Below are 23,971 nucleotides of genomic sequence, written 5' to 3'. Positions count from 1 at the left end.
CCTCAGGAGAAATCGCACCATGTTCGATAAGACCGATGTGCTGATTGCCGGCGCGGGCCCCGTCGGCTTGATGCTCGCCGCCGAACTGCGCCGCGATGGCGTGAAGGCGCGTGTGATCGACGCGCATGACGAGCGCGTCTTCTTCGTCAAGGCGCTCGGCGTGACGGCGCGCACGCTGGAGATTTTCGAGGATCTGGGTATCGCGCGCGACGCGATCGATGCGGGTGTGTGGATCACGGGTGCTGATACGTTTCAGGACGGCGCGCTCGCGTTCAGCGCGGAGGTGCTGCGCGCCGGACTGCCGTATGGCGCGCTGTCGCTCGCACAGTTCGAGACCGAGCGCATTCTGGAAGCGGCGCTTGCGCGCAATGGCGGGCACGTCGAATACGGCGCGACGCTCGTCGATTTCACCGAATCCGGCGACGTGATCGACGCGCGCATACAGGACGCATGCGGCGAGAGCCGTACCGTTCGATGCCGCTGGCTCGTCGGTTGCGACGGCGCGCGCAGCACGGTGCGCCGGCAGTTGAACGTCGCCTATGAAGGCGATCAGTATCCGCAGACCTTCATGCTCGCCGATGTCGATGTCGACTGGGATTTGCCGCGCGGCCGCATGTACCGCTTCAACGTGTCGGGCGAGGGCGGCGCGGCGGCGACCACGCTCGCCGCGCTGCCGGTGCGCGGCTCCGCGCGCCGCTATCGCCTCTCGATGGTTCTGCTCCCCGACGATGCCGCCCGGCACGGCCTGAATTCCACGCCCGATTTCAACGAGATCGAACGCATCATGCTGCCGATCCTGCCGAAGGGCACGCGGCTTTCGTCGATGCGCTGGTCGTCGGTGTATCGCGTGAGTCATCGGATCGCGCAGCACTATGCGCGCGGGCGGGTGTTTCTTGCCGGCGATGCCGCGCATATCCATCCGCCCGTCGGCGGGCAGGGCATGAACACCGGCTTGCAGGACGCGCACAATCTCGCATGGAAGCTCACGCTGGCGGCGCGCGGCGTCGCGCATGAAGCGCTGCTCGACAGCTACGAAGCGGAGCGGCGGCCGGTCGGGCTCGATGTCGTCGAATCGACGAGCCGCGCGTTGAACACGGTCCTCGCGCACGGCGAAATCAAGCCCGCGATGCGCGAGACGCAACTGCTCGTGGGTTATCGCGGCAGCAGTCCGATCGTCATGGATGAATGTCCCGACATGGACGCGGCATTGCCCGCGCCCGGCGATCGCGCGCCGCAGGCCGGCGGTCTCGTGGAGGCGTTCATCGGACATGCGCAGCGCTTGCACGATCATCTCGGGCGCGGACGTCACACGCTCATCGGCTATTTGGACGACGATGCCGATGCAGCCCGCATCGCCGCGTTCGATGCGGCCGTCGATGCGTGGCGCGCAGCGCTCGGCCCGGCGGCGAGCGCGGTGTCGATCGTGTCGCCGAAGGTGGCGAACGCGGCGTCGTTCGAGCCTGCGCGGGAAGACTATCGAACGCTGAGCGATAACGCAGGCGAGTTCGCCGATGCATTCGGTGCGAAGCACGGCATGGTGTGGGCCGTGAGGCCGGATGGGCATATCGGCTTTCGAAGCGCGCGATGCGCACCGGATGCGCTGATCGCATGGCTCGATCGCGTGCTGGGCCGCGGCGTCACGCCTTAGCGCTGCACGACGATCACATGCGCCTGAATCTTTCCAGCGACGGGACCCGATCCGAAGCGCGCCGCGATGGCTTCGGCACATGCCGATGTCGCCTCTTCCAGACTCGCGCCGGTGCGCGCTTCGATCTCGTTGCGCAAGGGCGTGCCCTGGCAATAAGCGATGGCGACCACGTCCGCCGATGATGCGCGGCTGCGTTGCGTGATCGTATCGAAGCGCGGCTTCGCATCGAACCCCGCGGCTGCGAGGTCGTGCGAAATCGCGTCCCGATCGAAATAGCCGTGTGGCGTGCGCTTCATGAAAAGCGGCGGATCGGCGGGAAAGAGGCGGCCTAGCGCGGCGGTAATCGTGTCGGCAAACTCGTTCTCTTCGATGCGGTCCCACACGTTGAAGAGAAGTGCGCCGCCGGGCCGCAGCACACGATGTGCCTGCGCGAACGCGGCCGTCTTGTCGGGAAAGAACATTGCGCCGAACTGGCAGACGACGATATCGAAGCTCGCATCGTCGAAAGGCAATTGCAACGCATTGGCCTGCTGCCACGTCACCGTTCTGCCGATATGCGTCATCGCGGCGCGATCGAGCATTGCCTGATTCAGATCGGTCGCGACGATATCGACATGCGCGGGCAGCGCGTGCGCCAGCGCGCGCGTGACCGCGCCGGTGCCTGCGGCCGTTTCCAGTACGCGCGATGGTTCGAGCGCCGCGGCGCGGCGCGCGATATCGCCTGCGCAGGGCGCAAAGAGCATCGGCACGAGATAGCGATCGTAAAGCTCGGGAATATGGCCGGCGAAATGCGTGTCGTGTCGTGACGTGTTCATGACTATGACGCGCCCATGTTCGATTATTCGCATGAGCCCGCAAGTCTTTTCACTCTACGCTGCTTTATCGTGTTCGAAGAGATGTCTACATTGAGAGCTGTCACGGCGGTTTTGCCACCGGCACAACCAGCCACTCCGGGCATTAAATAATCTTTTCAAGGAATTCGATCATGAGCAAACTCGCAGGCAAGGTGGCGGTCGTCACGGGCGCGTCCAAAGGTATCGGTGCGGCGATTGCAAAGGCGCTCGCGGCGGAAGGCGCATCGGTCGTCGTCAACTATGCGAGCAGCAAGGCGGGCGCGGATGCGGTCGTCGCGGACATTACTGCATCGAACGGAAAGGCGATCGCCGTCGGCGGCGATGTGTCGAAGGCGGCCGATGCGCAGGGCATCGTGAATGCAGCGATCGAAACCTATGGACGCCTCGATATCCTCGTGAACAACTCGGGCGTCTACGAGTTCGCAGCGCTCGAAGAGATCACCGAAGAGCACTTCCATAAGCAGTTCAATATCAACGTTCTCGGCACGCTTCTGACGACCCAGGCCGCAGCGAAGCATCTCGGCGAAGGCTCGAGCATCATCAACGTCAGTTCGGTCGTGACCCGCATCACGCCGCCGACGAGCGCGGTGTACAGCGGCACGAAAGGCGCCGTCGATGCGATCACCGGCGTCCTCGCGCGCGAACTCGGCGCGAGAAAGATCCGTGTGAACTCGATCAATCCGGGCGTCGTGGTGACCGAAGGCACGCATAGCGCGGGCATCATCGGCTCCGATTTGGATGCGGCAGCGCTCGCGCAAACGCCGCTCGGACGCCTCGGCCAGCCGGACGACATCGCATCGATCGCGGTATTCCTCGCATCCGACGATGCGCGCTGGATGACCGGCGAAAGCCTTATCGCGAGCGGCGGCATGCGTTGAGGCAGATCGTGACGCGTTGAGGTTCATGCAGGACGGTGCCTTGCAGATGTATTTCGGCTTCGCTCAAGTGTATCGACGGGCGCCTTGAAATTTGTATCTGGCGACCCGGCGTATCGCACGAGAAGATGCATCGATCTCTTCAGCCGGAGCCGTCCGATGCCTCACACGCCGCAACTGCTCGCATTCGCTCTCGTCGCGCTCGGGATGGCGCTCACGCCAGGGCCGAACATGGTCTATCTGATCTCCCGCTCGATCTGCCAGGGTCGCACGGCGGGGCTGATCTCGCTCGGCGGCGTGGCGCTCGGTTTCGTGTTCTACATGCTGTGCGCGGCGTTCGGCATCACCGCACTTCTGATCGCGATCCCGTTCGCCTATGACGCGCTGCGCTTCGGCGGCGCGCTCTATCTGCTGTATCTCGCGTGGCAAGCGGTCAAGCCGGGCGGGCGCTCGCCGTTTCAGGTGCGCGATTTGCCTGTCGATAGCCCGCGCAAGCTCTTCACGATGGGCTTCGTCACGAACCTGCTGAATCCGAAGATCGCCGTGCTTTATCTGTCGCTGCTGCCGCAGTTCATCGACCCCGCGCACGGCGGCGTGCTCGGCCAGTCGCTCGCGCTCGGCGTCGTGCAGATCATGCTGAGCATCACGGTGAATTCGATCGTCGCGATGACCGCCGGATCGATCGCGGTCTTTCTGGCGCGCAGGCCCGCATGGCTTCTGATTCAGCGCTGGCTGATGGGCACGGTGCTCGCCGGTCTCGCGGTGCGGATGGCGACGGAAGCGCGGCGGTGAGCGGTTCATCGGCGCGACGCACGGGAACTCAGCGTAGAGTCGTGAGCGGGCGCAAGCTCGGGCAATAGGCCGCAACCCTGGCGCAATGTCTTCCGACCTCATGTATTCGTTTTCAAAAACGGCACGCCCTCCTTTTTTCTGGTTTTCCCCAATCGTCGGCTCATTGCGCGAATGGAAAATCTGACATGCAGCCCTGCGGCAGCGAATGCTGCCGAAAAGGGCGAAGAAAGCTATCAGATGAGAGAGAGGGTGCCATGCTTCAACCTACGGTCACCTATCGCGGCTTCGTCATTACGCCGATGGCCGCGTTCGACGGTGGTCTCTACGCGGCGATGACGATCGTCTGCGATGGCGACGGCATTCAGCGTGCGAGCGGCGTGCTCGGACATTTTGCTTCTGCCGACGACGCTCGCGCGTACGCGCTGAATGCCGGAAAGGACGACATCGACCGACGCCTGTTTCAAGCGTCGGCGGCCGCCTGAACATCCGCCAATTAGATAATCGGCTTGCCACCTGTCACGGCGATGGTCGCGCCCGACGTATAGCTCGCCTCGTCCGATGCGAGCATCACATAGGCGGCGGCGAGTTCCGCAGGCTGGCCGGGGCGCTTCATCGGCGTCTGGTTCCCGAAGTTCTCGACGCTCGACGGCGGCATCGTCGATGGAATGAGCGGCGTCCAGATCGGCCCCGGCGCGACGCAGTTCGCGCGTATGCCGCGCTCCGCCAGAAGCTGCGCGAGCCCGCCCGTGAAGTTCTGAATCGCGCCCTTGGTGCTTGCATACGCGATCAGGCCGGGATTCGGCGCGTCGGCATTGACGGAAGTCGTATTGATGATCGCGCTGCCGGGCTTCATGTGCGCGAGCGCCGCCTTCGTGATGCGGAACATCGCGCCGATGTTGGTCGAATAGGTCTTGTCCCATTCGTCGTCGCTGATGTCCTCGAGCTTGTCGTAAGTCGCCTGATAGGCGGCGTTGTTCACGAGCACGTCGATGCGCCCGAACGTCTGCGCGGTATTCTCGACGATCTGCCTGCAATGCGCGCGGTCGGTGATGTCGCCGGGCAGCAGTAGCGCGCGCCGTCCCGCCTGCTCGACCCAGCGCGCGGTTTCCTTTGCGTCGTCATGCTCGTCGAGATAGGCGATGGCGACATCCGCGCCTTCGCGCGCATAGGCGATCGCGACCGCGCGGCCGATGCCGCTGTCCGCGCCTGTAATGAGCGCGATCTTGTCCTTGAGCTTGCCGCTGCCCTTATATGTCGATTCGCCGTGATCGGGCTGCGGGTTCATCGGCGCGGTGAGGCCGGGACGCCTGTCCTGTTGCTGCGACGGCATCGGCGCGCGGGGATAGTCGGGTTGAGCAGTATCGGTCATGGTGTTCTCCTTGTTAGGCCGCGGCCTTGAGGGCGACCTTGGTCCAGCCTTCCTTGCGTTCGTCGAAGTTCTTGTAGCCTTCGGGCGCCTGCGCAAGCGACAGTTCGTGCGAGATGATCTGCGAAGGTTTCGCCTTGCCGGCGGCGATCAGGTCGCGCAGTTTGCGGTTGTAGGCCTCCACGTTCGCCTGACCCTTCGCCATGTGCTGGCCCTTCATCCAGAAGGTGCCGAAATCGAAAGCGCATGCATCTCCGGGAAGGATTGGACTGAACTCGATCAAATGCGGCGCGTCTTATGCGCCATGTCACGCGGCTCAAGCAATCCGCGAGCCTAACGATCGCCTTACTTCGAGCCTTTCCATTTTCATCAGTCGAATAGGGGAAGACGGAACGGCGCTTGAATATGCCGGCCCTGTCGATACGATGTGCTAGCGTGTTCGTGACATGCATGCCGATTGCATGCTCACGTCGTCGACGAAACTCCGATCATCCTTCGCGCTCACGTTCAAGCAGCGCGAGGATCTCTTGTGGCATCCGGTGAGCGCCATGCCGGGCCATCGCGTTGTTTGCGCATCGGCCAACGGGGTGCTCCCTTATCTCTTGTATCGAAGCGAAGCCGCGTTCGTGATTATTCGAACGCGGCTTGCACCTGTTCGCGATGCGCGCGACGTGGGTGTTTCAGAGCCGGCAATGAACCGGGCGCTCGATATCTTTTCCAAAATTCCGAGGCTGCCATGACAGGAAACTTTTCCACGCTCTCCATTGCGCGCATCTTCAGATCGCACCGATCCGCTTCTCCAGGACGACTTTCAATGTTGCTGAGTTTCGCAGTCGTCTTCACGCTGGCGGCATGCGGGGGCGGCGGCGGCGATAGCGGCGGCAGCGCGGCCACGGCGGGCGGATCGCAGGCGGGCGTTTCAGGCGCATCGAGTCCTTCGACTGCCTCGGAGAGCGGCGCAAGCAGCACCGCGCTGCCTGCAATCGCGCCTTCGGGCAGAGTGTTTTATGGCATGAACGGTCATGTCAATTTAGCCGGTCCGTACACGAAGTCCACGCCCGAGCAGCAGCTCGCGCAACTCAAGGATCTCAATGTCACGTTGTATCGCAACGACGTGTCCAATGTGGAAGGCGCGCAAAAACTTTCGAGCATCGCCCAGATGATGGCGAAGTCCGGCGTGACGGTTTATCCGGTGATCTTGCAGCAGCTCAATTTTCCCGACGAGAATGCGGCTTATCAGGCGAGCTACACGCTCGCTCAGCAGATCGTCAATGTGCAGCACTACGCCTATTACGAAGTCACCAACGAACTCGCGCCGACGTGTCTCGTCGGCTGGGTCGACGGCGCCACGAGCACCGACTACAAGAACGACTGCTTTCAGATCGCGCGCGGTGTCATACGCGGCTTGATCGCGGGCATCAAGTCGGTCGATCCTGTTGGCAAGATCATCATCGGGGGCAATACGTGGATGCATCCGGGCCTGGACGTGATGCTCGCGAACGGCACGCAGCCAGATGGCACGAGCGGGCATCCGGTCGTCACGTGGGACATCACCGCGTGGCACTGGTATTCGGAGCAGGGCGATATAACCCACGCGTGCGGAACGCTGTGCTACAACGTGATCGGGACGCTGCAATCGTTCGGCAAGCCGATCTGGATCAATGAAGTGGGCATGCGGCCCGACTTCCCCGGCACGCCCGATCAGGCGGGGACATTCATGGCGAACAGCATGATGGGCGCGCTGCTCGCCATTGCGCCGCAATACAACATTCAGTCGCTTCAGGTTTATGAACTTTACGACGATCCGCCTACAGGACAAGGACCGTACGGCATCATGCTGAACGACGGCGTGACGAAAAAACCCACTTATGCGGCAGTGAAAAACTTCATCGCGACGAATCCGCGATAACGCTATTCGTCGATAAGATAGGAGAGGCCCGCAGCCGCATCGCTGCGGGCCATGCCGTTTGCGTGTTACTTGTCCTTGTGACCCGGCAGAACCGCGCCGAGCACCTGCTTCGCCGTATCGACGATCACGTGACTCTGGCTCGGATCGCCCTTCATGAGCGTGGTCGCGAAAGCCTTCGCCTGCTGCAACGTGATATGCGGCGGCAACGGCGGCACGTTCGGATCGGCCTTGACCTCGATCACGACAGGACGATCCGCTGCCAGCGCTTCGTCCCATACGGCGGCCATGCGCTCGGCATCGTCGACATAAAAGCCCTTCAGGCCGATCATTTCCGCGAACTTGTGATAAGGCACCGACGGAATGCTCTGCGACGCCTCGAACTTCGGATCGCCTTCCATCACGCGCTGCTCCCACGTCACCTGATTCAGGTCCTCGTTATTGAGGACCATGCAGATCCAGCGCGGGTTCGCCCACTGCTTCCAGTATTTCGCGACCGTAATGAGTTCGGCCATGTTGCTCATCTGCATCGCGCCATCGCCCACTAGTGCAATTACGGGCCGCTCGGGATATGCAAACTTCGCTGCGATCGCGTAGGGCACGGCTGCGCCCATCGAAGCAAGGCCGCCCGAAAGCGAGCACATCATGCCGCGCTTCACCTTCAGATCGCGCGCATACCAGTTCGCGACCGAGCCCGAATCGCTCGTGACGATCGCGTTCGCAGGCACGCGCGGCGACAACTCCCATACGGTGCGCTGGGGATTCACGCCGCCTTTCGCGGGTGCTATGGCGCGTTTCTCGAGCGTTTTCCACCAGTCTTTAATCCAGCCTTCGATATCCTTGCGCCAGGCGAGGTCCGTTTTTTCTTGCAGCAAGGGCAAGAGCGCGCGCAAGGTCTCGGCGCTGTCGCCAACGAGATTCACTTCCATCGGATAGCGGATGGAAAGCATGTCCGCCTTGATGTCGATCTGCACGCCGCGCGCGGCGCCTTCCTTTGGCAGGAATTCGGCGTAGGGAAAGCCCGAGCCGATCATGAGCAGCGTGTCGCATCCGGTCATCATCTTGTAGCTCGGCTCGGTGCCGAGCAGGCCAATCGAGCCCGTGACGAAGGGCAGATCGTCGGGCAATGCGGCTTTGCCGAGCAACGCCTTGGCGACGCCCGCGCCGAGCTTCTCCGCGATGGCGATGACTTCGTCGGTCGCCTGCAATGCGCCCGCGCCGACCAGAATCGCGACCTTCTTGCCCGCGTTGAGAACGTCGGCGGCGCGTTGCAGATCGTCGCTGTAAGGCACGACCTTCGGCGCGCTATAGCCGACGCCCGAATGCAGCGTGCCGTGCTTGCGGCCCGGCGACTCGTATTCGAGGTCCTGCAAATCGTTGGGCAAAATGAGCGCCGTCACCTTGCGCTCCGATATCGCGATACGCACCGCGCGATCGACGAGGTGGCGAATCTGCGACGGCACGCTCGCCTGCTGCACGAAGGCGCCTGCCACGTCCTTGAACAGGGCGGAGAGATCGACTTCCTGCTGATAGTGGCCGCCCAGCGCCGCGCGCGCTTGCTGGCCCGCGATCGCGAGGACTGGCATGTGGTCGAGGCGCGCATCGTAGAGACCCGTGACGAGATGCGATGCGCCCGGCCCGGATGTCGCGATACACACGCCTAACTCGCCGGTGAACTTTGCGTGCGCGCAGGCCATGAAGGCCGCCATTTCTTCGTGCCGTGCCTGAATGAACTCGATTTTGCCGTTCGCGCGATTGAGTGCGCCGAATACACCATTGATGCCGTCGCCGGGATAGCCGTAAATGCGGCGCACGCCCCAGGCATGCAGGCGGTCGACCAGGAAATCGCCCACGGTCGTAGACATGATGAACGTCTCCGATTAGCAGAATCGAAAGGAGTGAACGCGTTTGCGTCACTTGCCACGCAATGCGGCGTCATACGCGTGCGGTTGCGCGCAAGGCGCATGCCGCGCAATTGGTCAGGTGTAGGCTCGACGCTTGCTACGGCATCGATGAATGTAGTGGATACGACGCTCGGCAGGTACGTGTAAAGAGCAATTGGCGGTGCGCATGTTTTGGCATATAAATGAGATACCTTTCACTCGACTCGGGAGTAAAGATGCTGATCCGCTGTGTGGCATGCAACAAGCTCATTTACTCCGACGATGCTCTCGAAGACGACAGGTGCCCCGCATGCGGCTCCTCGAACACCGAGCATATCGCGATGGGCTTCATTTTCGATCAGGCGGTCACGGCGCCGGACAGGCCGGAGAGGCCGAATGAGCAGCGCGACGCGACTGATACTATTCGCGGCAAGGCTTGATTGCCGGATTCTCAACCGTGACGCAGTCCTTGGACGTGCGCTTCGATTGCATGTCGTTGAACGCAAATTGCCCGCCTGAACAGGCGGGCAATTTGCGTTTCATGCCTCGGAAAACGAGGGTTTGAGCGCGCAGCTTATTGCGACATCACGATCTGCGCGATGACGCCCGACGCAACCGCGACCAGCAAATAATCCGCACCGACGCCGACCCATTGATAGCCGCGCGGAGGCTGGCGCAGGCCGTGGCCGTGCCAGTCGTCTACGACATACTGGTGATTGCGGTAATCCGACGAGAGGCGCTCGCCCTTGCGCCACTCCGAATGGCGCGGCTCGTTGTTCGCATGCTCGGGCGCACGCGGGGCGTCGTGCTCGTATCCATTGCGGCCGTTCATGTCGGGGCCGTGGCCGGGCGCGCCCGGGCCAACGGGACCGCGATTCATTTCGTGATGGCCGTCCGGGCCGCCCGGCGCGGGCTGCGCGAATACCGCACCCGTCGTCAGTCCGATGGTCGCGCAAAGCAGCGCGGCGACGATTCGATTCTTCTTCATGTTTTTCCTCTTGAAGGTTGCGAAGGGACGTTTCTCGATGCCCGGACTGTACGCAACGAAGTGGAAAAATGACGTGAGCATGTGTAAGCAACGCTTACCGTCAATTACGCGCGACTGTAAATCGGATCGCGAATGTTATTGAAAGGAAGCGCGCGATAGCCTTCGAATCTCTTGAGCGGAATGCCGATTGCCGCCGGCTCCACGGATGCCAGCGCGCAATACTATGGACCTCGAAGTGAGAATGTCGTCGAAAGCGGCGTTCAGGTCGTACTGTGACGCATGAGCGTCATTGCATGAGCGTCATTGCGCGTCGTCGCCGGCCGGCAGCATGTCGGCCTTCGCATTTGCGTGATTTTTGGCCGCTTCCATCGCCGCATCGGGACTCTCCAGCGGACGATCGCGCATTTCCGTGTAGCCGTCTGCATCGATGGTATAGGACCAGGTGAACTGCCCAGTCGGATCGTGGTCGATGGTGATCTCGACGCGATGCCCGTTGCGAACGTAAGTCTCGGTAGACATGATGTGACCTCTCGTTGAGTAACCGGCGTTCAGGACATCCCCGCGCCGCGCGCACGCTTGAGTGCGAGGATTGCGGCCGCGGGCACGTGCACCGTGCCGAAGCCGAGCGCGAACACGAGCCATGACGGCATCGGCAACTCAAGCGTGTAAGCACCCATCGCGCCAAACGCAAGCGACACCACGATCAGCACGAGATGCGCCGTACGGCGCTTCGCCTGAGCGCGTGTGAAGCTTGGAATCTCATAGTGCGTGTAGCAGACGATCACGCCCATCAGCGCTGCCATTACGACGGCTTGCCATGGAATCACGGCTTGTGGGAGTCGGGCGGGACCGGGTTCTTCTCCTGCGTCGACGGCAACTCGTTTTCCGATGCTTCATGCGTGCGCTTTTCGCGTTCGTCGAGTTGACGCTGCTTCGTATCTTGCGAGGACGTCGGCGGCGAATCGTCGCGGCCTACGGGTTCGTCCATGTCGTCGGCGGTGGCGTGCGGCACAGGCTTGCCTGGCTCCATGATGGCCTCCGAGATTGAGATGGCGCGCGATGCGCGCCCTCACTTCGTTTAGCAAAGGCCGGACCCGCCCGCATGACGCGCGCGTTTTCGCAATGCATCATGCGCGATAGATCATTCGAGCCCTTCGTGCTCGAACGCGAGCTTCACGGCCGGGCGCTCGCGCATGCGCTTGTAGAACGCCTGGAGTTCGGGAGGCAGTTCCACGCTCATCTTCTGCGCCCACGTAAGCATCGTGAAAAGATAGGCATCTGCGACGCTCACCTTGTCGCCGAAGAGATACTCGCCACGCATCGTCTTCGCGACGAGGGCGAAGCGTTGCGCGATTTTCTCGCGTGCGGCAGTGGCTTCCGCATCGGACGACGGCCGGAACACGCGGGCGAATTGCTTGTGGATCTCCGTCGAAATGAACGCGAGCGTTTCCACGAGGCGCAGTGCGCCGTCGTCGCCGGAAGGCGCGAGCGATGGGGCTTCCTGCGCGATCCACCATAGAATCGCGACGTTCTCGGTGAGTCGCTTGCCGTCGTCGAACTCGACAACGGGCACGTAACCCTTCGGATTGATTTCGGCGAACGGCGTGCCGTCCTCGGTGACCTTCGCCTTGAGGTCGACCTTCACGCGGTCGAAATTCAGGCCTGCTTCATGCATCGCAATGTGATCGGCGAGACTACATGCGCCGGGTGCGTAATACAGTTTCATATGTGCGTCTCCTTGCTGTGATGGCGATGCGGAAACGTTATCCGGCGAGCAAGGCTTATGCCGCAAGCGCCGCGCGGCACTAAAGTTTGCTGAGCGCGTGCCGTTGATTCGACAGTGCCGTGTTCGCAGCGGTCGAAGGCGAAAGCTATGATTCGGCCGTTTTGTCGCGATGCGCGGTCTGCCGTCCATGACGCCCGATGTCCCGGCCAATCGCACGTGGCGGGCTATTCCATGTTCCACACACCTGATACAGAAACACTGCGCCTTTGCAGCGTGCTTGCGAGCACGGCGTTCGGACTTGTCTTCGCGCTGGTGCGCTTCGGCCGCAAAGTCGAACCGCAGTTCGTGCACTGGTCGGCGAGCTCGTTCCTCTACGCGGCCGTGCTGACCGGTTTCGAGCCCGCCCGCGGCAATGCGGCTGTGATCGGCCTGCTGCTGGGCGCACTCGCGGCGACCAACATGCTGATCATTTCAGGCTTGCGCGCTTTCGACGGCAAGCCGCCGTTTCGCGCGTGGATGCTCGCACCGATCCTCGGCTGCTTCGCGGCGCATGTCCTGCCGGGATGGATCGGCGGTCATGGTCCGGCAGCGTCGATGCTGACGCATGCGGCCGACACGATCAGCGTCGCGATTTCGGCGGCGACTACCGGCCTCATCCTCTGGTCGAGCGGGCGGCGCGAGGAGAGCCGCGCGCGCCGCATTGCCGGTCTCGCGATGCTTGGCTACCTGCCAGGTTATGCAGTGACGCTCGCCGCTTATGCGTGGTCGGGACCGGGCATCAATTACCTCGCGCTGATTCCGATGCTCTCGGACCAGTTGCTCCTCGGCGTGCTCAATCTCGGCCTGCTGGCGATTCCCGCCGAACGCGCGCAGCAACGCCTGCGCGACGCCGCGTTGCGCGATCCGCTGACGGGCGTCTGGAACCGCGCCGGATTCGATGCCCACGCGAAGCGCCTTGCCGCGCCCGGTGCGACGGTGCTCGCCATCGACCTCGATCATTTCAAGCAGATCAACGACCGGCATGGTCACCTTGCGGGCGACAACGTGCTGATCGAACTGGCACGGCTGGCGGGCGCGGAAGTCGCGTCGCTGGGCGGCGAGTTCGGGCGGCTCGGCGGCGACGAGTTCGTCGCGATCGTGCCGGCATCGCGCGCATCGGGTGCGCAGGCCTGCGCGAACCAGATCCACGCTGCGTGTCGCAAATACACCGAAGGCATGCCGGAATGGACGACGAGCATCGGCGTATCGCAGATCGGTGCGAACGATGCGGGCTTTCAGGAAGCGCTGCAACGCGCGGACGTCGCGCTGTATCGTGCGAAACTCGCGGGCCGCAATATGCTGACGGTGTGAAGCAGGCTCATGCCGTCTCGCGCTGCGGCAAGGCTTTCAAGCGACGGACGGACACGCGCGCTTTTCAAGGTAGAGTCATCGGTGTCGATATAACCCGGAGGCTCCGATGAACGGCAAACGCATCGCGGCGCTGTTGATGCTGCTGCTGACGTGGACCGTCTGCGTAAAAGCGCAGGAGCAGCCGCTTTCCGATGAGCAAATGCTCGGCGTCATTTTCGTCGCGAATCAGGCGGAGATCGCTGCGGCCAGTCTGGCCTTGCGCAGGACGCGTTCCAATAGCCTGCAGGTCTTCGCGAAGCGGATCGTGTCCGAGCATGCGCAGGTCAATCAGGAGATCGCCACGCTGATGCAACGATACGGCACGCAGCCGCAACGCAGCGCGACGAGCGACGCTTTGACGAAGCAAAGCATCGACGACATCGCGGATCTCGACCAGACGAGCACTTACGATTTCGATGAAGCGTATCTCGATCGCGAAGTGGCGTTTCTGCAAAAGCTCGTCAATACCGTAGATGGCTATATCCGCATGGCGCGCAGCGCGGAGGTGCGCACGCTCCTGATCCGCTCGCGTCCGTCGTTCATCTTTCATCTCGATCAGGCTCAACGGTTGCAGATTACGATCGGCAGTCCGGGCCTCATACGCTGACGGCGCTACCTTGGAATGATCGGCGCCGAGATAGAACCATAACTTGAACGCAGAATCACGGAGACACGCATGAATCCATCGGAACGAATCGACGCGCTGATTGCCGGCATCACCGACTGGCGCGGCGAGACATTCGCCAATGTGCGCAAGATCATTCTCGCGGTGGATGGCGGGATCGTCGAGGAGTGGAAGTACATGGGCAGCCCGGTGTGGTATCGCGACGGCATGATCGCGGTGGCTAACGCACATAAAGGCAAAGTGAAGCTCACGTTCGCCAACGGCGCGAGCCTTCCCGATCCCGACAAGCTCTTCAACGCGGGTCTCGAAGGCAATGCGCGGCGTGCGATCGATTTCTTCGAGGGCGACAAGATCAACGCGCGTGCGTTGAAAAATCTCGTGCGCGCGGCGATCGAATTCAATCAATCGAAATCGACGAAGAAAGCCGCGGGCTAAGCCACGCGCGTCCACGCGCCGATGAAAGCCGGCGGCTGCATGACGCCATCGAGCGCGACGATTTCATCGCGCAGACGCGCGGCCAGCGTGTCGATACCGACCGCATCCGCGCTTGCAATGCCGAAGCGCTCGGCAAGCGGCAACAGCGTGCGCATAACCTCGGCCAGATACTCATACGCGAACGAGTCGGGACCGCCTTCGACGCGCGCCGAAAGCAGCATCTGCGGCCCGGGGAGGCCGGCGCGACGAAACGTCGAATAGAGCTTCGATCCCATGTCGGTCTCGACGCCCGCCCGTCGAAACGTCTCCACGATCCAGTGCAAGCCTTGCGCGCATAGCGGCGATTCGGGCATCGAGCGCGCGGTGCTCATGTCCATCTCGTGGAAGACGAAGAGCGTGCCCGCGCCTGCACGCTCGGCGAGGCGGCGCAAGGTCGCGGCGGGATCGGGCAGATGCAGCAGGATGAGACGGCCGACGATGGCGTCGACGGGCTCCGCAAGATCGAAATCCGCCACGCTCGCGACGTCGAAGCGCACGTTATCGAGGTCCGCGTGCCGCGCCCGTTCGCGCGCTTTTCCGATCACGCCGGGCGCCTGATCGATGCCGAGCACCGACCCGTTCGGCCCCACGAGCGATGCCGCCAGAAACGAGACATCGCCCGCGCCGCAGCCCAGGTCGAGCACGCGCATGCCGGACGCGAGGCCCGCGCGGCGCAGGACATCTTCAGTCAGATCGGCGACGAAACGCGCCTGATTTTCGAGGCGCTGCACTTCCGGATCCGAATGGCCGAGCACGTAGGTGCCGGCGCAAGAGAGGGAAAGGTTCATGGGCGTGACCTCGCATGTGCGTGATCGCGGCAACGGCCGCGCATTCATGGTAGCGGCTGTGCGCTGAAAGCCACTCGCACCCCAAAAATTTCAGAATACGTTCCGCCGATCGCGTTGTCTCCCGACAAAAACGCTCGAATGAGTTCTTTACAAATACAAAACGTTCGGTGACAATGCGGCCGCAAATAATAACGATTCGCATTCACACACGCAACGGTATCGACGAAAAATGAGCATGAAATCTGGTAAGACGAGCCCGGTCGCGATGCGGCCCCTGAAAGTGGCGGCGCTGCTGCTGTTCGCGGCGGCGCCGCTCGCCTATGCACAGTCGACGGAGCCGGCTTCGTCCGCGCCTGAAGAAAGCACGCTGCCGGCGGTAAAGGTCACCGCGCAAACAGTCGACCAGCCGTATGGTCCGACGAAAGGCTATGTCGCGAAGGAGTCGGCGGCGATGAAGGGCACGCCGTCTCTGCTCGAAACGCCGCAGTCCGTCTCCGTCGTCACGCGCGAGCAGATGGATCAGCAGAACGCGCAGACGCTCAACGCGGCCGTGCGCTATGTCTCGGGCGTAACGCCTGAAACGCGCGGCGGCATCGCGACGCGCTATGACATGCTGAAGGTGCGCGGCTTCGATGCGGACAAGTACTGGAACGGCCTCAAGCTGCTCGATAACGCGTGGTACGCGGTGCCGCAGATCGACCCGTACATGATGGAACGCATCGAAGTGCTCAAGGGTCCCGTGTCCGTGCTCTACGGCCAGGCGGCGGCGGGCGGCCTGCTCGATCAGGAAAGCAAGATGCCGACGGTCGTGCCGCTGCACGAAGTGGGCATCGAATTCGGCAACTACGCGCACAAGCAGGCCAAGTTCGATTTCTCCGGCCCGATCGCGGGCGATGACCGCTATCTGTATCGCATCACCGGCATCGCGCGCTCGGAAGACGGGCAGGTGCAGTCGACCTACAACAAGCGCATCGCGATTGCGCCGTCGTTCACATGGCGCCCGGACAACAAGACTTCGCTCACGCTGTACGGTCTGTACCAGCATGATCCGCGCAGCACGTCGTACGGCAGCGTGCCGCCGCAAGGCACGGTCCTCTACAACCCGAACGGCAAGCTGCCGAGCGACTTCTACGACGGCGATCACAATTTCGAGAGCTTCAATCGCGTGGAAGAAGCGATCGGCTACAGGTTCGACCGCAAGCTCAACAACGCGTGGACGTTCCGTTCGAACGGCCGCTTGCTGCATCTCGCGCAGGACTACAAGAGCGTCTATGCGAGCATGCTCGAAGACGACCTGCGCACGCTCGATCGCGGCACGGCGGCTTCGAAGGACAACCTGAATACGGTCTCGCTCGACAATCAGCTCGAAGGCAATTTCTCGACCGGTCAGATCGATCATACGGTGCTGTTCGGATTCGACTATCAGCACTACGCGAGCAACTTCGACGCGGGCTTCGGCACGGCACCGACGCTCGACATGTTCGCCCCGAACTACAACCAGGCGATCACGCCGCCTGACCGCTATCACCAGGTGCTGAGCGGCACGCAGTATGGCGTTTATGCGCAGGATCAGGCGCGCTGGGGCAACGTGATCCTCACGCTCGGCGGACGCGAGGACTGGGCCAGCAGCGATTCGAACAACACGACTTACGGCATCGTGTCGCATCAGTTCGATCGCGCGTTCACGTTCCGCGGCGGTCTGACGTACGTGTTCGACAGCGGGATCGCGCCGTACTTCAGCTATACCGAATCGTTCACGCCGCAAGCGGGCGTGGACATCAGCGGCAATCAGTTTTCGCCCGAGCGCGGGCGTCAATACGAGCTCGGCGTGAAGTTCCAGCCGAAGGGCTATAACGCGTTCTTTTCGGCTGCGCTGTTCGATCTGACGCGCAAGAACCTGTTGACCGTCAACGCGGACAACCCGGCCTTCCAGTCGGCGGTCGGTGAGGCGAGATCGCTCGGCGTCGAACTCGAAGCGAAGGCGAGCCTCACTGATTCATTGAACGTCACCGCGAGCTACACATATCTCAACACGAAGTACACGAAGGACAACAGCGGACTCGAAGGGAAGTTCCTTCCTGCTATTCCGCAGAATCAGGCCTCTTTGTGGGGCTATTACACGATCAATCGCGGACCGCTCGCCGGTCTCTCGATGGGCGCGGGCGGACGCTATACCGGCACGACGTACAGCAGCGACAACAGCTTCAAGGTGTCGAGCTTCTTCCTCGTCGATGCCACGCTGCGCTACGACCTCGGACGCGCCGCATCGCAGTTGAAGGGTGCGGAGCTTTACGTGAACGCGCAGAACCTCTTCAACAAGGAATATGTCGCATCGTGCTACTACGGCAGCTGGTGCGCGTTCGGCTACGGGCGTCAGGTGTTCGCCGGCATGAACTATCACTGGTAAGCACGCTTCACCGCACCGCGCCTTCCGGAGGGCGCGCTGCATCGAATTGTCGTTAAGCGCCGCCCTGGCGCTTATCGCGAACGAAGCTATCCGTATCGGGATTTCTTCGTTCGCGTGCGATTAAGCGGCGAGTACATTGATCGCTCGCCGCTCTTCCACGATATCCCGCATGACGACATTTTCATTGCAGCGTCTCTTCGCCGTGTTCGCGTCGATGGCAATGCTCGCCTTGCCGATTCATCGCGCGCACGCCGAAGGGAACGTGAAGATCGTCGATCAATATGGCATCGGCTCGTTGCTGCTGAAAGTAGCGAAGGATCAGAAGCTCATCGAGAAAGCAGGCGCGCGCGCGGGACTCGCTATCGACGTGCAATGGAGCACGCTCTCGGGCGGCGCGGCCGTGAACGAGGCGTTGCTGTCGGGCGCGGCGGATATTGCGACCATCGGCATCGGGCCTTTGATGACGATCTGGGACCGCACGCGCGGGCGGCAGGACTTTCGCGCCATGGCTGCGCAAAGCGCGGTGCCGGTATATCTCGTGACGAACGATCCGCGCATTCGCAGCATTCGGGATATCGGCGAGAAGGATCGCATCGCGGTGGTGTCCGCCGCCGTGTCGCAGCAGGGGCGGCTTCTTCAGATGGCATCGGCCAAGGCTTTCGGCGATGCCGACTATGCGCGTCTGGATCGCTTCGAGGTCAACATGCCGCACGCCGATGCGACGACCGCAATGTTATCGGGCAACTCGGTCGTCAATCTGCATTTCTCCAATGCGCCGTATCAATATCAGGAGCTCGAAGATCCGAAGATTCACAAGGTGACGAGTTCCACCGACATTCTCGGCGGTCCTTCTACGGGCAGTGTCGTCGTCACCTCCGGCGCGTGGCGCAAGGACAATCCGAAGACGTATGCGGCCGTGCGCGCGGCGCTCGACGATGCGGCGAAACTCGTCGACAGGGACAAGGCGCAGGCGGCGGCCATTTACATTCGTCAGGACGGGTCGAAGCTATCGCCCGCGTTCGTCGAAGGCATTTTGAGCGACAAGGAAGCGAGCTTCGCCACGACACCGCAAAACACGCTGCAACTGGGCGCGTTCCTGCACAAGGTCGGCGTGATTCGTCATGAGCCGAAGTCGTGGCGCGATTACTTTTTCGCCGACGATGCGAACGCGCAAGGCAGTTGAGTGCCTCGTCAATGAATCCCACGTACAAAGGAATTCGAAATGAATGCCGCTGCCATCGAGAAAGAAGCAGAATTGACCGTCAGTCCGCTCTCGGCGCACATCGGCGCGGAGATCGGCGGCGTCGATCTCACGCGTCCGCTGTCTTCCGCACAGGTCGATGGAATCCGCGCCGCGCTGCTCAAATGGCGCGTGATTTTCTTTCGCGAGCAATTCTTGAGTCATGAGCAGCACATCGCATTCTCGGCGCAGTTTGGCGAGCTTACGGTAGGGCATCCGGTGTTCGGGCATGTCGATGGACACCCCGAGATCTATTCGATCTCGAAGTTCCGCAAGGCGACGCGCTTCGAAGGGCCTTCGCTCTTGCGCCCTTGGACCGGCTGGCACACCGATGTCACGGCCGCGGTGAATCCGCCGTTTGCATCGATTCTGCGTGGCGTGACGATTCCGCCCTATGGCGGCGACACGCAATGGACCAATCTCGTGATCGCATATGAGAAGCTCTCGGCGCCGCTGCGTACTTTCGTCGATGGCTTGCGCGGCGTGCATCGCTTTGCGCCGCCGCAAGGCGCGAGCGGCACCGATGCTTTCACGAAGGCCGTGACGGACCACACGCTCGTGAGCGAGCATCCGCTCGTGCGCGTGCATCCGGAGACCGGCGAGCGCGCGCTGTATGTGAGCCCGGGCTTTCTCAAGCACATCGCGGGACTGGCGCCGCGTGAAAGCCAGGTGTTGCTCGAATTGCTCTGGGAGCATGTGACGCGGCCGGAATTCACGGTGCGCTTCAAGTGGGAGCCGGGCAGCATCGCGTTCTGGGACAACCGCACGACCGCGCATCTCGCGCCCACGGATATCTTCGATCTCGACTTCGATCGCCAGTTGTATCGCACGACGCTCGTCGGCGATGTGCCGGTCGGGCCCGACGGGCAGAGGTCGGTGGCGATCGAAGGCTCGCCGGTGGGGGCGGCGGCTGCGGTGACGTTGAATTGAATGTAAAGCAGTCGAAACGCGCTCTCCCGGCCGTTCCATTGCTACGACCGCCACATCCCGAACCATTCGCCGCCGGTCGTCATGGAGCAGACCTGCCAGGTGGTTGCTGCCATGGTCCGTCAGTTTGCCGAAGCTGACAAGCGAGGCGAGCAGGGCTTCGCAGTCGTCCGGTCCTCGTGTTCTCTGAGACGCTCTGCAACAGAAGAATGAGATAAGCACGACGCAACGTCGCAACTAACTGTCCTATCGGCGCGATCCGTTTCCCGGCTTCGCCATCGGCCATCAAGAGGAAGGTGGGTCCCCGAACCGTATAATCGCTGCCTCAAAAGATTGCGTGCCCGCGCCGGCACGTCCGCCAGCTTCGAACATCGCTGGTTTATCAACATTCCGAACCCCTGTTTGAAGCAGGTCGAAGCACGAAAGGAACGCCTCGCGTGGAAAGTCTCTTCCAATCCGTGAATGCATTGTTTGCCTTCATTGCACCCGTGTCGGATTTCTTGTGGGATTTCCCCACCAATTTCAAGGCATATTCGCGAATTCCCGTGCTCGGGCAGTTCTCGTTCGCGATTCTTTTGCTCGTCGGCGTGGGCATCCATTTCACGATCCGCACGCGCTTCATCCAGACGATGAACGTCGGCAAGATCGTGCGCATCATGTTGCGCAGACAGTCGTCGAAGACCGGCGTCAGTGCGCTTGCGTCGTTCATGCTCGGACTCGCGATGCGCGCGGGGCCGGGCAATATCGTCGGCATCACGGGTGCGATTTCGGTCGGCGGGCCGGGTGCATTGTTCTGGATGTGGGTGGCCGCATTCTTCGGCATGGCTACTGCATTCATGGAATCGACGCTCGCGCAGCTTTTCAAGGAGAAGAAGCACGATGAGTTCGTCGGCGGCCTGCCGTTCTATGGGCGGCGCATTCTCGGCGACAGGCGCATCGTCGGCACGTTTCTTTCGCTCGTATTCATCGTCTATGCGCTTTTCAACGTGCCGCCGCAAACGTTCAACGTGTTCACTGCGATCGGCACCATCGCCGATACTGTCACCGGTACGCATCTCGCACGTCAGTCGACGGTGTATTACGTCATCGCGGTCGTGCTGATCGCTGCGTGCTCGTTCATCATCATGGGCGGCATTCGCCGCGTGACCGCCTATACCGATCTCCTCGTCCCGATCAAGGCGACGCTGTTCTGCCTGATGTCGTTCGTCATCATCCTGATCAATCTGCCGCTGATTCCGTACTTCTTTCACGAGGTGTTCGTCGGCGCATTCGCACCGCATGCGCTCTTCGGCGGAGCGATCGGCACCGCGCTCGCGCAGGGCGTCAAGCGCGGGTTGATGTCGAACGAAGCGGGCCAGGGCACCATCACGATGGCCGCCGCGATCGCCGACAACGATCACCCCTGTGAACAGGGCTTCGTGCAGAGTCTCGGCGTGTTCTTCGACACGATGGTCATCTGCACGATGACGGGGTTCATCGTGGTGATGGCGCACGTCTGGACCGGCACCGTCGATGGGCAAGCGTGGGAATCGGTGAGGGCATCGAAGATCACGGTCTATCTCGCATCGGTCGAAACGCTCGTGCCGGTTTCCGTCGCTCACGTCGTCAAGATCGTGATGTGCGTGTGTTACGGGCTTTTCGCGTTTACGACGTTGCTCGGCATGATCTCGTTCGCGGAGATATCGGCGAACTTCATCTCGCGTAGTCGCGGCTTCATCACTGGTATCCGCGTCGTGGGCTCGCTCGTGTTCGTGCCGTTCGGTGCGCTCACAGTGCTTGCCGGCCTCGAGTTGCCGAACCTCTGGGCGCTGTCCGATCTGATGAACATCGTGATGGTGCTGCTCAATGTGCCGATTTTGCTGATCGGGCAACGCCTCGTATATAAGGCGCTTGCGAACTATCGGTCGACGCGCGGCGGGGCGTTTGTTTCCGAGGATATCGGCGTGCGGACGGAGTATTGGACGGCGCGGCGCGATGTCGTGAAGCAAAAGGAAGGCGTTCGAGAGCGTGTCGAAGTTTAAGAGCCGAAAAACTCCACCGCCCCCGTGCTCAAGTTATACATCGCCCCGGCAATCTTGATTCCATGCTGGCTTTCCATCTCGCTGAGCACGGCGCTATCGCGGCGAATCTGTGCAATGGTCAGTTCGACATTCTTGCGCGCCACTTTATCGACGAACGCGTAGTTGGTCGCCGTGCGCTCGCCGTCGTACTGCGTTGCATCGACAGCGGGCTTGATGCGCGCAAGCAGACCCGTGAGATGGCCCAGCTCGGCATTGGCGATCGCGCCTTTGATCGCCCCGCACGACGTGTGCCCCATGACGAGCACTACTTTCGCGCCCATCAGCTTGCACGCGAACTCCATGCTGCCGAGGATATCGTCGTTTTCGATATTGCCGGCGATGCGGCAATTGAAGATATCCCCGATGCCCAGGTCCATGATGACTTCCGCGGGCGCGCGCGAGTCGATGCAACTGAGCAGCACGGCCGCGGGATACTGTCCTTTCGCGCTGGCCTTTTGCTCGCGCAGATAATTCCGGTCCTTGCGCTCGCCTCTCCGAAACCGCTCGTTGCCTTGCTTCATCAATGCGATGATCTGCTCGGGCGTCATGCTGTCGCGCTGCGCGTGCGTCAATGCATCGGCGTGAGCCGAGGTCATGAGAAGCGACGGGCCGGCAAGCCCGGCGATAGTTGCGGATGCAACTGATCTGAGGAAACCCCGGCGGCACGCGGGCGTGCATTGCAGCGGATGCTTTACCTCTTCGCGCATGACCTTGCTCCTCGATGTCAAAGGATTGGGCCTTCTTGACGCTTCTCTTGCGAACTGAAGTGTTGGACGAAAATGCGTCGAATGCAATGCGCGCTTGTTCTGATGACAATGTCACGTCGATGACGTAACGACCTGCCGCGCGATGTCGAGAAAGTTGGCGGTCTTGGCGGCTGTCGCGTCGATGCGCGAGGCCAGTGCGAGGCGGATCGTGATCGCGCTGCCGAGCGCATCGGTGTAGGCGACGCCGTCGACCTGAATCTGACAGACGGATGCCGGCACCAGCGAGACACCGAATTCGGCCGCGACCAGATTCACGACTGACGAAAGCTGCGGCGCCTGCTGCCCGGGGACCGGCTCGAACCCCGCTTCACGGCAAGCGCCGATGATGACGTCGTGCAAGGTCGGGCTCGCCTCGCGCGGCAGCATCACGAAGGGATCATCCGCCAGCGCCGCGAGCGGCACCTTGCGTTTCTTCGCGAGCTTATGCGTGGCGGGCAGCACGATTTTCATCGGCTCGATCGCGATGTGATTGATCTGCACGCCCGCGGGCGACTGGCTGCCGAGACGAACGAAGGCGACATCGACACGGCCCGCGTCGAGATGAGCGAGCAGTTGCGCCGTATTACCTTCCGTAAGCGTGAGTGTGACGTTCGGATAAGCCTGCCGATAAGAGCGGATCAGCTTCGACACGACCGGATTGAACGCGGCCGACCCCGTGAACCCGATATTGAGCTGGCCGATCTCGCCGCGCCCCGCACTCTGCGCCTTTTCGACGGCGAGGCGTGCGTCGTTCATCAGGCGCTTGGCATCGATGGCGAACGCCTCGCCGGCTTCGGTCAGCACGACGCCGTGGCCGGTGCGCCGGAAGAGCCGCACGCCGAGTTCGTCCTCCAGCGCATGAATCTGCTGGCTGAGCGGTGGCTGGCCGATGCCGAGCCGTTCCGCCGCGCGCGTCACGTTGCGCTCCTCGGCTACGGCCAGAAAGTAACGGATATGGCGCAGTTCCATGCGATATCTGTCAAAGATATTTCAGAAAGACGAGATAGATATTGGACAGTATATCAATCGCGCGACAAAATACCGCTATCGCGCAGTGCGCGGGCTAAAAACTTTTCCCCAATTACATCGCCGGGCGCTTTCGAGGCGGATCAGGCTGGACGAGTGCCGCCCGTGTCGTGTATCGACGACGCGCGAATCGTCAATCAGATTGGGAAGGGGTCTAACGTGGCTGAAGCATTGAAAAAACCAAGGCCCGAATACCGGAACATCGGACTCGGCCAACTCGCGAAGTACCGCTTGCCGCTGGCAGGAAAGGT

At 61.9% G+C, this 23,971-nt stretch carries 26 protein-coding genes and 2 pseudogenes; 15 read left to right on the top strand and 13 right to left on the bottom strand.

Annotated features, from left to right (window positions below; translation table 11 throughout):
* The first annotated feature begins 19 nt into the window (after positions 1 to 19).
* The gene (locus tag NCR38_RS29410; RefSeq protein WP_250478050.1) at positions 20 to 1,648 is read left to right on the top strand and encodes an FAD-dependent monooxygenase; all 1,629 of its coding nucleotides are present in this window, start codon (positions 20 to 22) and stop codon (positions 1,646 to 1,648) included.
* Here NCR38_RS29410 and NCR38_RS29405 read toward each other — a convergent pair.
* Positions 1,645 to 2,463 (bottom strand): class I SAM-dependent methyltransferase, encoded by an 819-nt coding sequence (locus tag NCR38_RS29405; RefSeq protein ID WP_061119461.1) that lies wholly within the window; start codon positions 2,461 to 2,463, stop codon positions 1,645 to 1,647. The two genes, NCR38_RS29410 and NCR38_RS29405, sit on opposite strands and share 4 nt — an antisense overlap.
* A 170-nt stretch (positions 2,464 to 2,633) precedes the next feature.
* Between NCR38_RS29405 and NCR38_RS29400 the strand changes: the two genes are divergently transcribed.
* The 3 genes from NCR38_RS29400 (at position 2,634) to NCR38_RS29390 (ending at position 4,651) form a co-directional block, all read left to right on the top strand.
* Complete coding sequence (locus tag NCR38_RS29400; RefSeq protein WP_061119460.1) at positions 2,634 to 3,380, top strand: glucose 1-dehydrogenase; 747 nt, start codon at positions 2,634 to 2,636, stop codon at positions 3,378 to 3,380.
* Between the two features lie 156 nt (positions 3,381 to 3,536).
* Positions 3,537 to 4,169, top strand: coding sequence for a LysE family translocator (locus NCR38_RS29395; protein WP_061119459.1), 633 nt, complete (start codon positions 3,537 to 3,539; stop codon positions 4,167 to 4,169).
* A gap of 254 nt (positions 4,170 to 4,423) precedes the next feature.
* The gene (locus NCR38_RS29390; RefSeq protein ID WP_061119458.1) at positions 4,424 to 4,651 is read left to right on the top strand and encodes a hypothetical protein; all 228 of its coding nucleotides are present in this window, start codon (positions 4,424 to 4,426) and stop codon (positions 4,649 to 4,651) included.
* 11 nt (positions 4,652 to 4,662) lie between these two features.
* Here NCR38_RS29390 and NCR38_RS29385 read toward each other — a convergent pair whose 3' ends face one another.
* Positions 4,663 to 5,538: a glucose 1-dehydrogenase gene (locus tag NCR38_RS29385; protein WP_061119457.1), complete on the bottom strand. Its 876-nt coding sequence runs from the start codon at positions 5,536 to 5,538 to the stop codon at positions 4,663 to 4,665.
* A gap of 13 nt (positions 5,539 to 5,551) precedes the next feature.
* Positions 5,552 to 5,779 (bottom strand): annotated as a pseudogene (locus tag NCR38_RS29380) (aldehyde dehydrogenase); the annotation flags it as partial.
* A gap of 217 nt (positions 5,780 to 5,996) precedes the next feature.
* Here NCR38_RS29380 and NCR38_RS29375 point away from each other — a divergent pair.
* The gene (locus tag NCR38_RS29375) at positions 5,997 to 6,275 is read left to right on the top strand and encodes a hypothetical protein (RefSeq protein WP_143756364.1); all 279 of its coding nucleotides are present in this window, start codon (positions 5,997 to 5,999) and stop codon (positions 6,273 to 6,275) included.
* A 74-nt stretch (positions 6,276 to 6,349) separates the two neighbouring features.
* A complete protein-coding gene (locus tag NCR38_RS29370) occupies positions 6,350 to 7,444 on the top strand; it encodes a hypothetical protein (RefSeq protein WP_250478049.1) in 1,095 nt (364 codons plus the stop codon).
* Between the two features lie 65 nt (positions 7,445 to 7,509).
* Here NCR38_RS29370 and NCR38_RS29365 read toward each other — a convergent pair whose 3' ends face one another.
* Positions 7,510 to 9,306, bottom strand: a complete 1,797-nt coding sequence (locus NCR38_RS29365; RefSeq protein ID WP_061119454.1) for a thiamine pyrophosphate-requiring protein — start codon at positions 9,304 to 9,306, stop codon at positions 7,510 to 7,512.
* A gap of 254 nt (positions 9,307 to 9,560) precedes the next feature.
* Between NCR38_RS29365 and NCR38_RS29360 the strand changes: the two genes are divergently transcribed.
* A complete protein-coding gene (locus tag NCR38_RS29360) occupies positions 9,561 to 9,764 on the top strand; it encodes a hypothetical protein (RefSeq protein ID WP_061119453.1) in 204 nt (67 codons plus the stop codon).
* Between the two features lie 134 nt (positions 9,765 to 9,898).
* Here the strand turns inward: NCR38_RS29360 and NCR38_RS29355 are convergent, their stop codons facing one another.
* The 5 genes from NCR38_RS29355 to NCR38_RS29335 form a co-directional block, all read right to left on the bottom strand.
* The gene (locus NCR38_RS29355) at positions 9,899 to 10,312 is read right to left on the bottom strand and encodes an RcnB family protein (RefSeq protein WP_250478048.1); all 414 of its coding nucleotides are present in this window, start codon (positions 10,310 to 10,312) and stop codon (positions 9,899 to 9,901) included.
* A 300-nt stretch (positions 10,313 to 10,612) separates the two neighbouring features.
* On the bottom strand, positions 10,613 to 10,831 hold the full coding sequence (locus NCR38_RS29350; protein WP_061119452.1) for a hypothetical protein: 219 nt from the start codon (positions 10,829 to 10,831) through the stop codon (positions 10,613 to 10,615).
* Between the two features lie 29 nt (positions 10,832 to 10,860).
* Positions 10,861 to 11,115 carry a hypothetical protein gene (locus NCR38_RS29345; RefSeq protein WP_061119451.1) on the bottom strand — a complete coding sequence of 85 codons (255 nt, stop codon included), beginning with the start codon at positions 11,113 to 11,115 and terminating at the stop codon, positions 10,861 to 10,863.
* Between the two features lie 20 nt (positions 11,116 to 11,135).
* A complete protein-coding gene (locus NCR38_RS29340) occupies positions 11,136 to 11,342 on the bottom strand; it encodes a hypothetical protein (protein ID WP_061119450.1) in 207 nt (68 codons plus the stop codon).
* Positions 11,343 to 11,453: 111 nt separating this feature from the next.
* Entirely contained in the window at positions 11,454 to 12,038 is a 585-nt protein-coding gene (locus tag NCR38_RS29335; RefSeq protein ID WP_061119449.1) for a glutathione binding-like protein, read from the bottom strand.
* A 231-nt stretch (positions 12,039 to 12,269) separates the two neighbouring features.
* Between NCR38_RS29335 and NCR38_RS29330 the strand changes: the two genes are divergently transcribed.
* The 3 genes from NCR38_RS29330 (at position 12,270) to NCR38_RS29320 (ending at position 14,487) form a co-directional block, all read left to right on the top strand.
* On the top strand, positions 12,270 to 13,388 hold the full coding sequence (locus NCR38_RS29330; protein ID WP_250478047.1) for a diguanylate cyclase: 1,119 nt from the start codon (positions 12,270 to 12,272) through the stop codon (positions 13,386 to 13,388).
* A gap of 106 nt (positions 13,389 to 13,494) precedes the next feature.
* The gene (locus NCR38_RS29325; protein ID WP_061119447.1) at positions 13,495 to 14,034 is read left to right on the top strand and encodes a DUF4142 domain-containing protein; all 540 of its coding nucleotides are present in this window, start codon (positions 13,495 to 13,497) and stop codon (positions 14,032 to 14,034) included.
* 69 nt (positions 14,035 to 14,103) lie between these two features.
* Positions 14,104 to 14,487, top strand: coding sequence for a DUF1801 domain-containing protein (locus NCR38_RS29320; protein ID WP_061119446.1), 384 nt, complete (start codon positions 14,104 to 14,106; stop codon positions 14,485 to 14,487).
* On the opposite strand, the gene NCR38_RS29315 is transcribed toward NCR38_RS29320, so the two are convergent.
* Entirely contained in the window at positions 14,484 to 15,314 is an 831-nt protein-coding gene (locus NCR38_RS29315) for a class I SAM-dependent methyltransferase (protein WP_250478046.1), read from the bottom strand. The two genes, NCR38_RS29320 and NCR38_RS29315, sit on opposite strands and share 4 nt — an antisense overlap.
* 235 nt (positions 15,315 to 15,549) lie before the next feature.
* Here NCR38_RS29315 and NCR38_RS29310 point away from each other — a divergent pair, with 235 nt between their 5' ends.
* The 3 genes from NCR38_RS29310 (at position 15,550) to NCR38_RS29300 (ending at position 19,891) form a co-directional block, all read left to right on the top strand.
* Positions 15,550 to 17,721, top strand: a complete 2,172-nt coding sequence (locus NCR38_RS29310; RefSeq protein ID WP_250478045.1) for a TonB-dependent siderophore receptor — start codon at positions 15,550 to 15,552, stop codon at positions 17,719 to 17,721.
* A 169-nt stretch (positions 17,722 to 17,890) separates the two neighbouring features.
* A complete protein-coding gene (locus NCR38_RS29305; RefSeq protein WP_061119443.1) occupies positions 17,891 to 18,904 on the top strand; it encodes an ABC transporter substrate-binding protein in 1,014 nt (337 codons plus the stop codon).
* 39 nt (positions 18,905 to 18,943) lie between these two features.
* Positions 18,944 to 19,891, top strand: a complete 948-nt coding sequence (locus tag NCR38_RS29300) for a TauD/TfdA family dioxygenase (RefSeq protein WP_061119442.1) — start codon at positions 18,944 to 18,946, stop codon at positions 19,889 to 19,891.
* A gap of 41 nt (positions 19,892 to 19,932) precedes the next feature.
* Here NCR38_RS29300 and NCR38_RS29295 read toward each other — a convergent pair whose 3' ends face one another.
* Positions 19,933 to 20,004: a DUF2165 family protein gene (locus NCR38_RS29295; RefSeq protein WP_143756368.1), complete on the bottom strand. Its 72-nt coding sequence runs from the start codon at positions 20,002 to 20,004 to the stop codon at positions 19,933 to 19,935.
* Between the two features lie 321 nt (positions 20,005 to 20,325).
* Here NCR38_RS29295 and NCR38_RS29290 point away from each other — a divergent pair, with 321 nt between their 5' ends.
* Positions 20,326 to 21,909, top strand: coding sequence for a sodium:alanine symporter family protein (locus NCR38_RS29290; protein WP_061119441.1), 1,584 nt, complete (start codon positions 20,326 to 20,328; stop codon positions 21,907 to 21,909).
* On the opposite strand, the gene NCR38_RS29285 is transcribed toward NCR38_RS29290, so the two are convergent.
* Positions 21,906 to 22,655, bottom strand: coding sequence for a carbonic anhydrase family protein (locus tag NCR38_RS29285; protein ID WP_061119440.1), 750 nt, complete (start codon positions 22,653 to 22,655; stop codon positions 21,906 to 21,908). The two genes, NCR38_RS29290 and NCR38_RS29285, sit on opposite strands and share 4 nt — an antisense overlap.
* Before the next feature lie 111 nt (positions 22,656 to 22,766).
* Positions 22,767 to 23,663: a LysR family transcriptional regulator gene (locus NCR38_RS29280; protein WP_061119439.1), complete on the bottom strand. Its 897-nt coding sequence runs from the start codon at positions 23,661 to 23,663 to the stop codon at positions 22,767 to 22,769.
* A gap of 216 nt (positions 23,664 to 23,879) precedes the next feature.
* Here NCR38_RS29280 and NCR38_RS29275 point away from each other — a divergent pair.
* Positions 23,880 to 23,971, top strand: a pseudogene (locus tag NCR38_RS29275) (succinate dehydrogenase, cytochrome b556 subunit); the annotation flags it as partial.

This window comes from Caballeronia sp. INML1, from assembly GCF_023631085.1.
Lineage (GTDB): Bacteria > Pseudomonadota > Gammaproteobacteria > Burkholderiales > Burkholderiaceae > Caballeronia > Caballeronia turbans.
The sequence above is the reverse complement of the archived record's forward strand: the minus strand, read 5'-3'. Positions and strand labels throughout refer to the sequence as shown.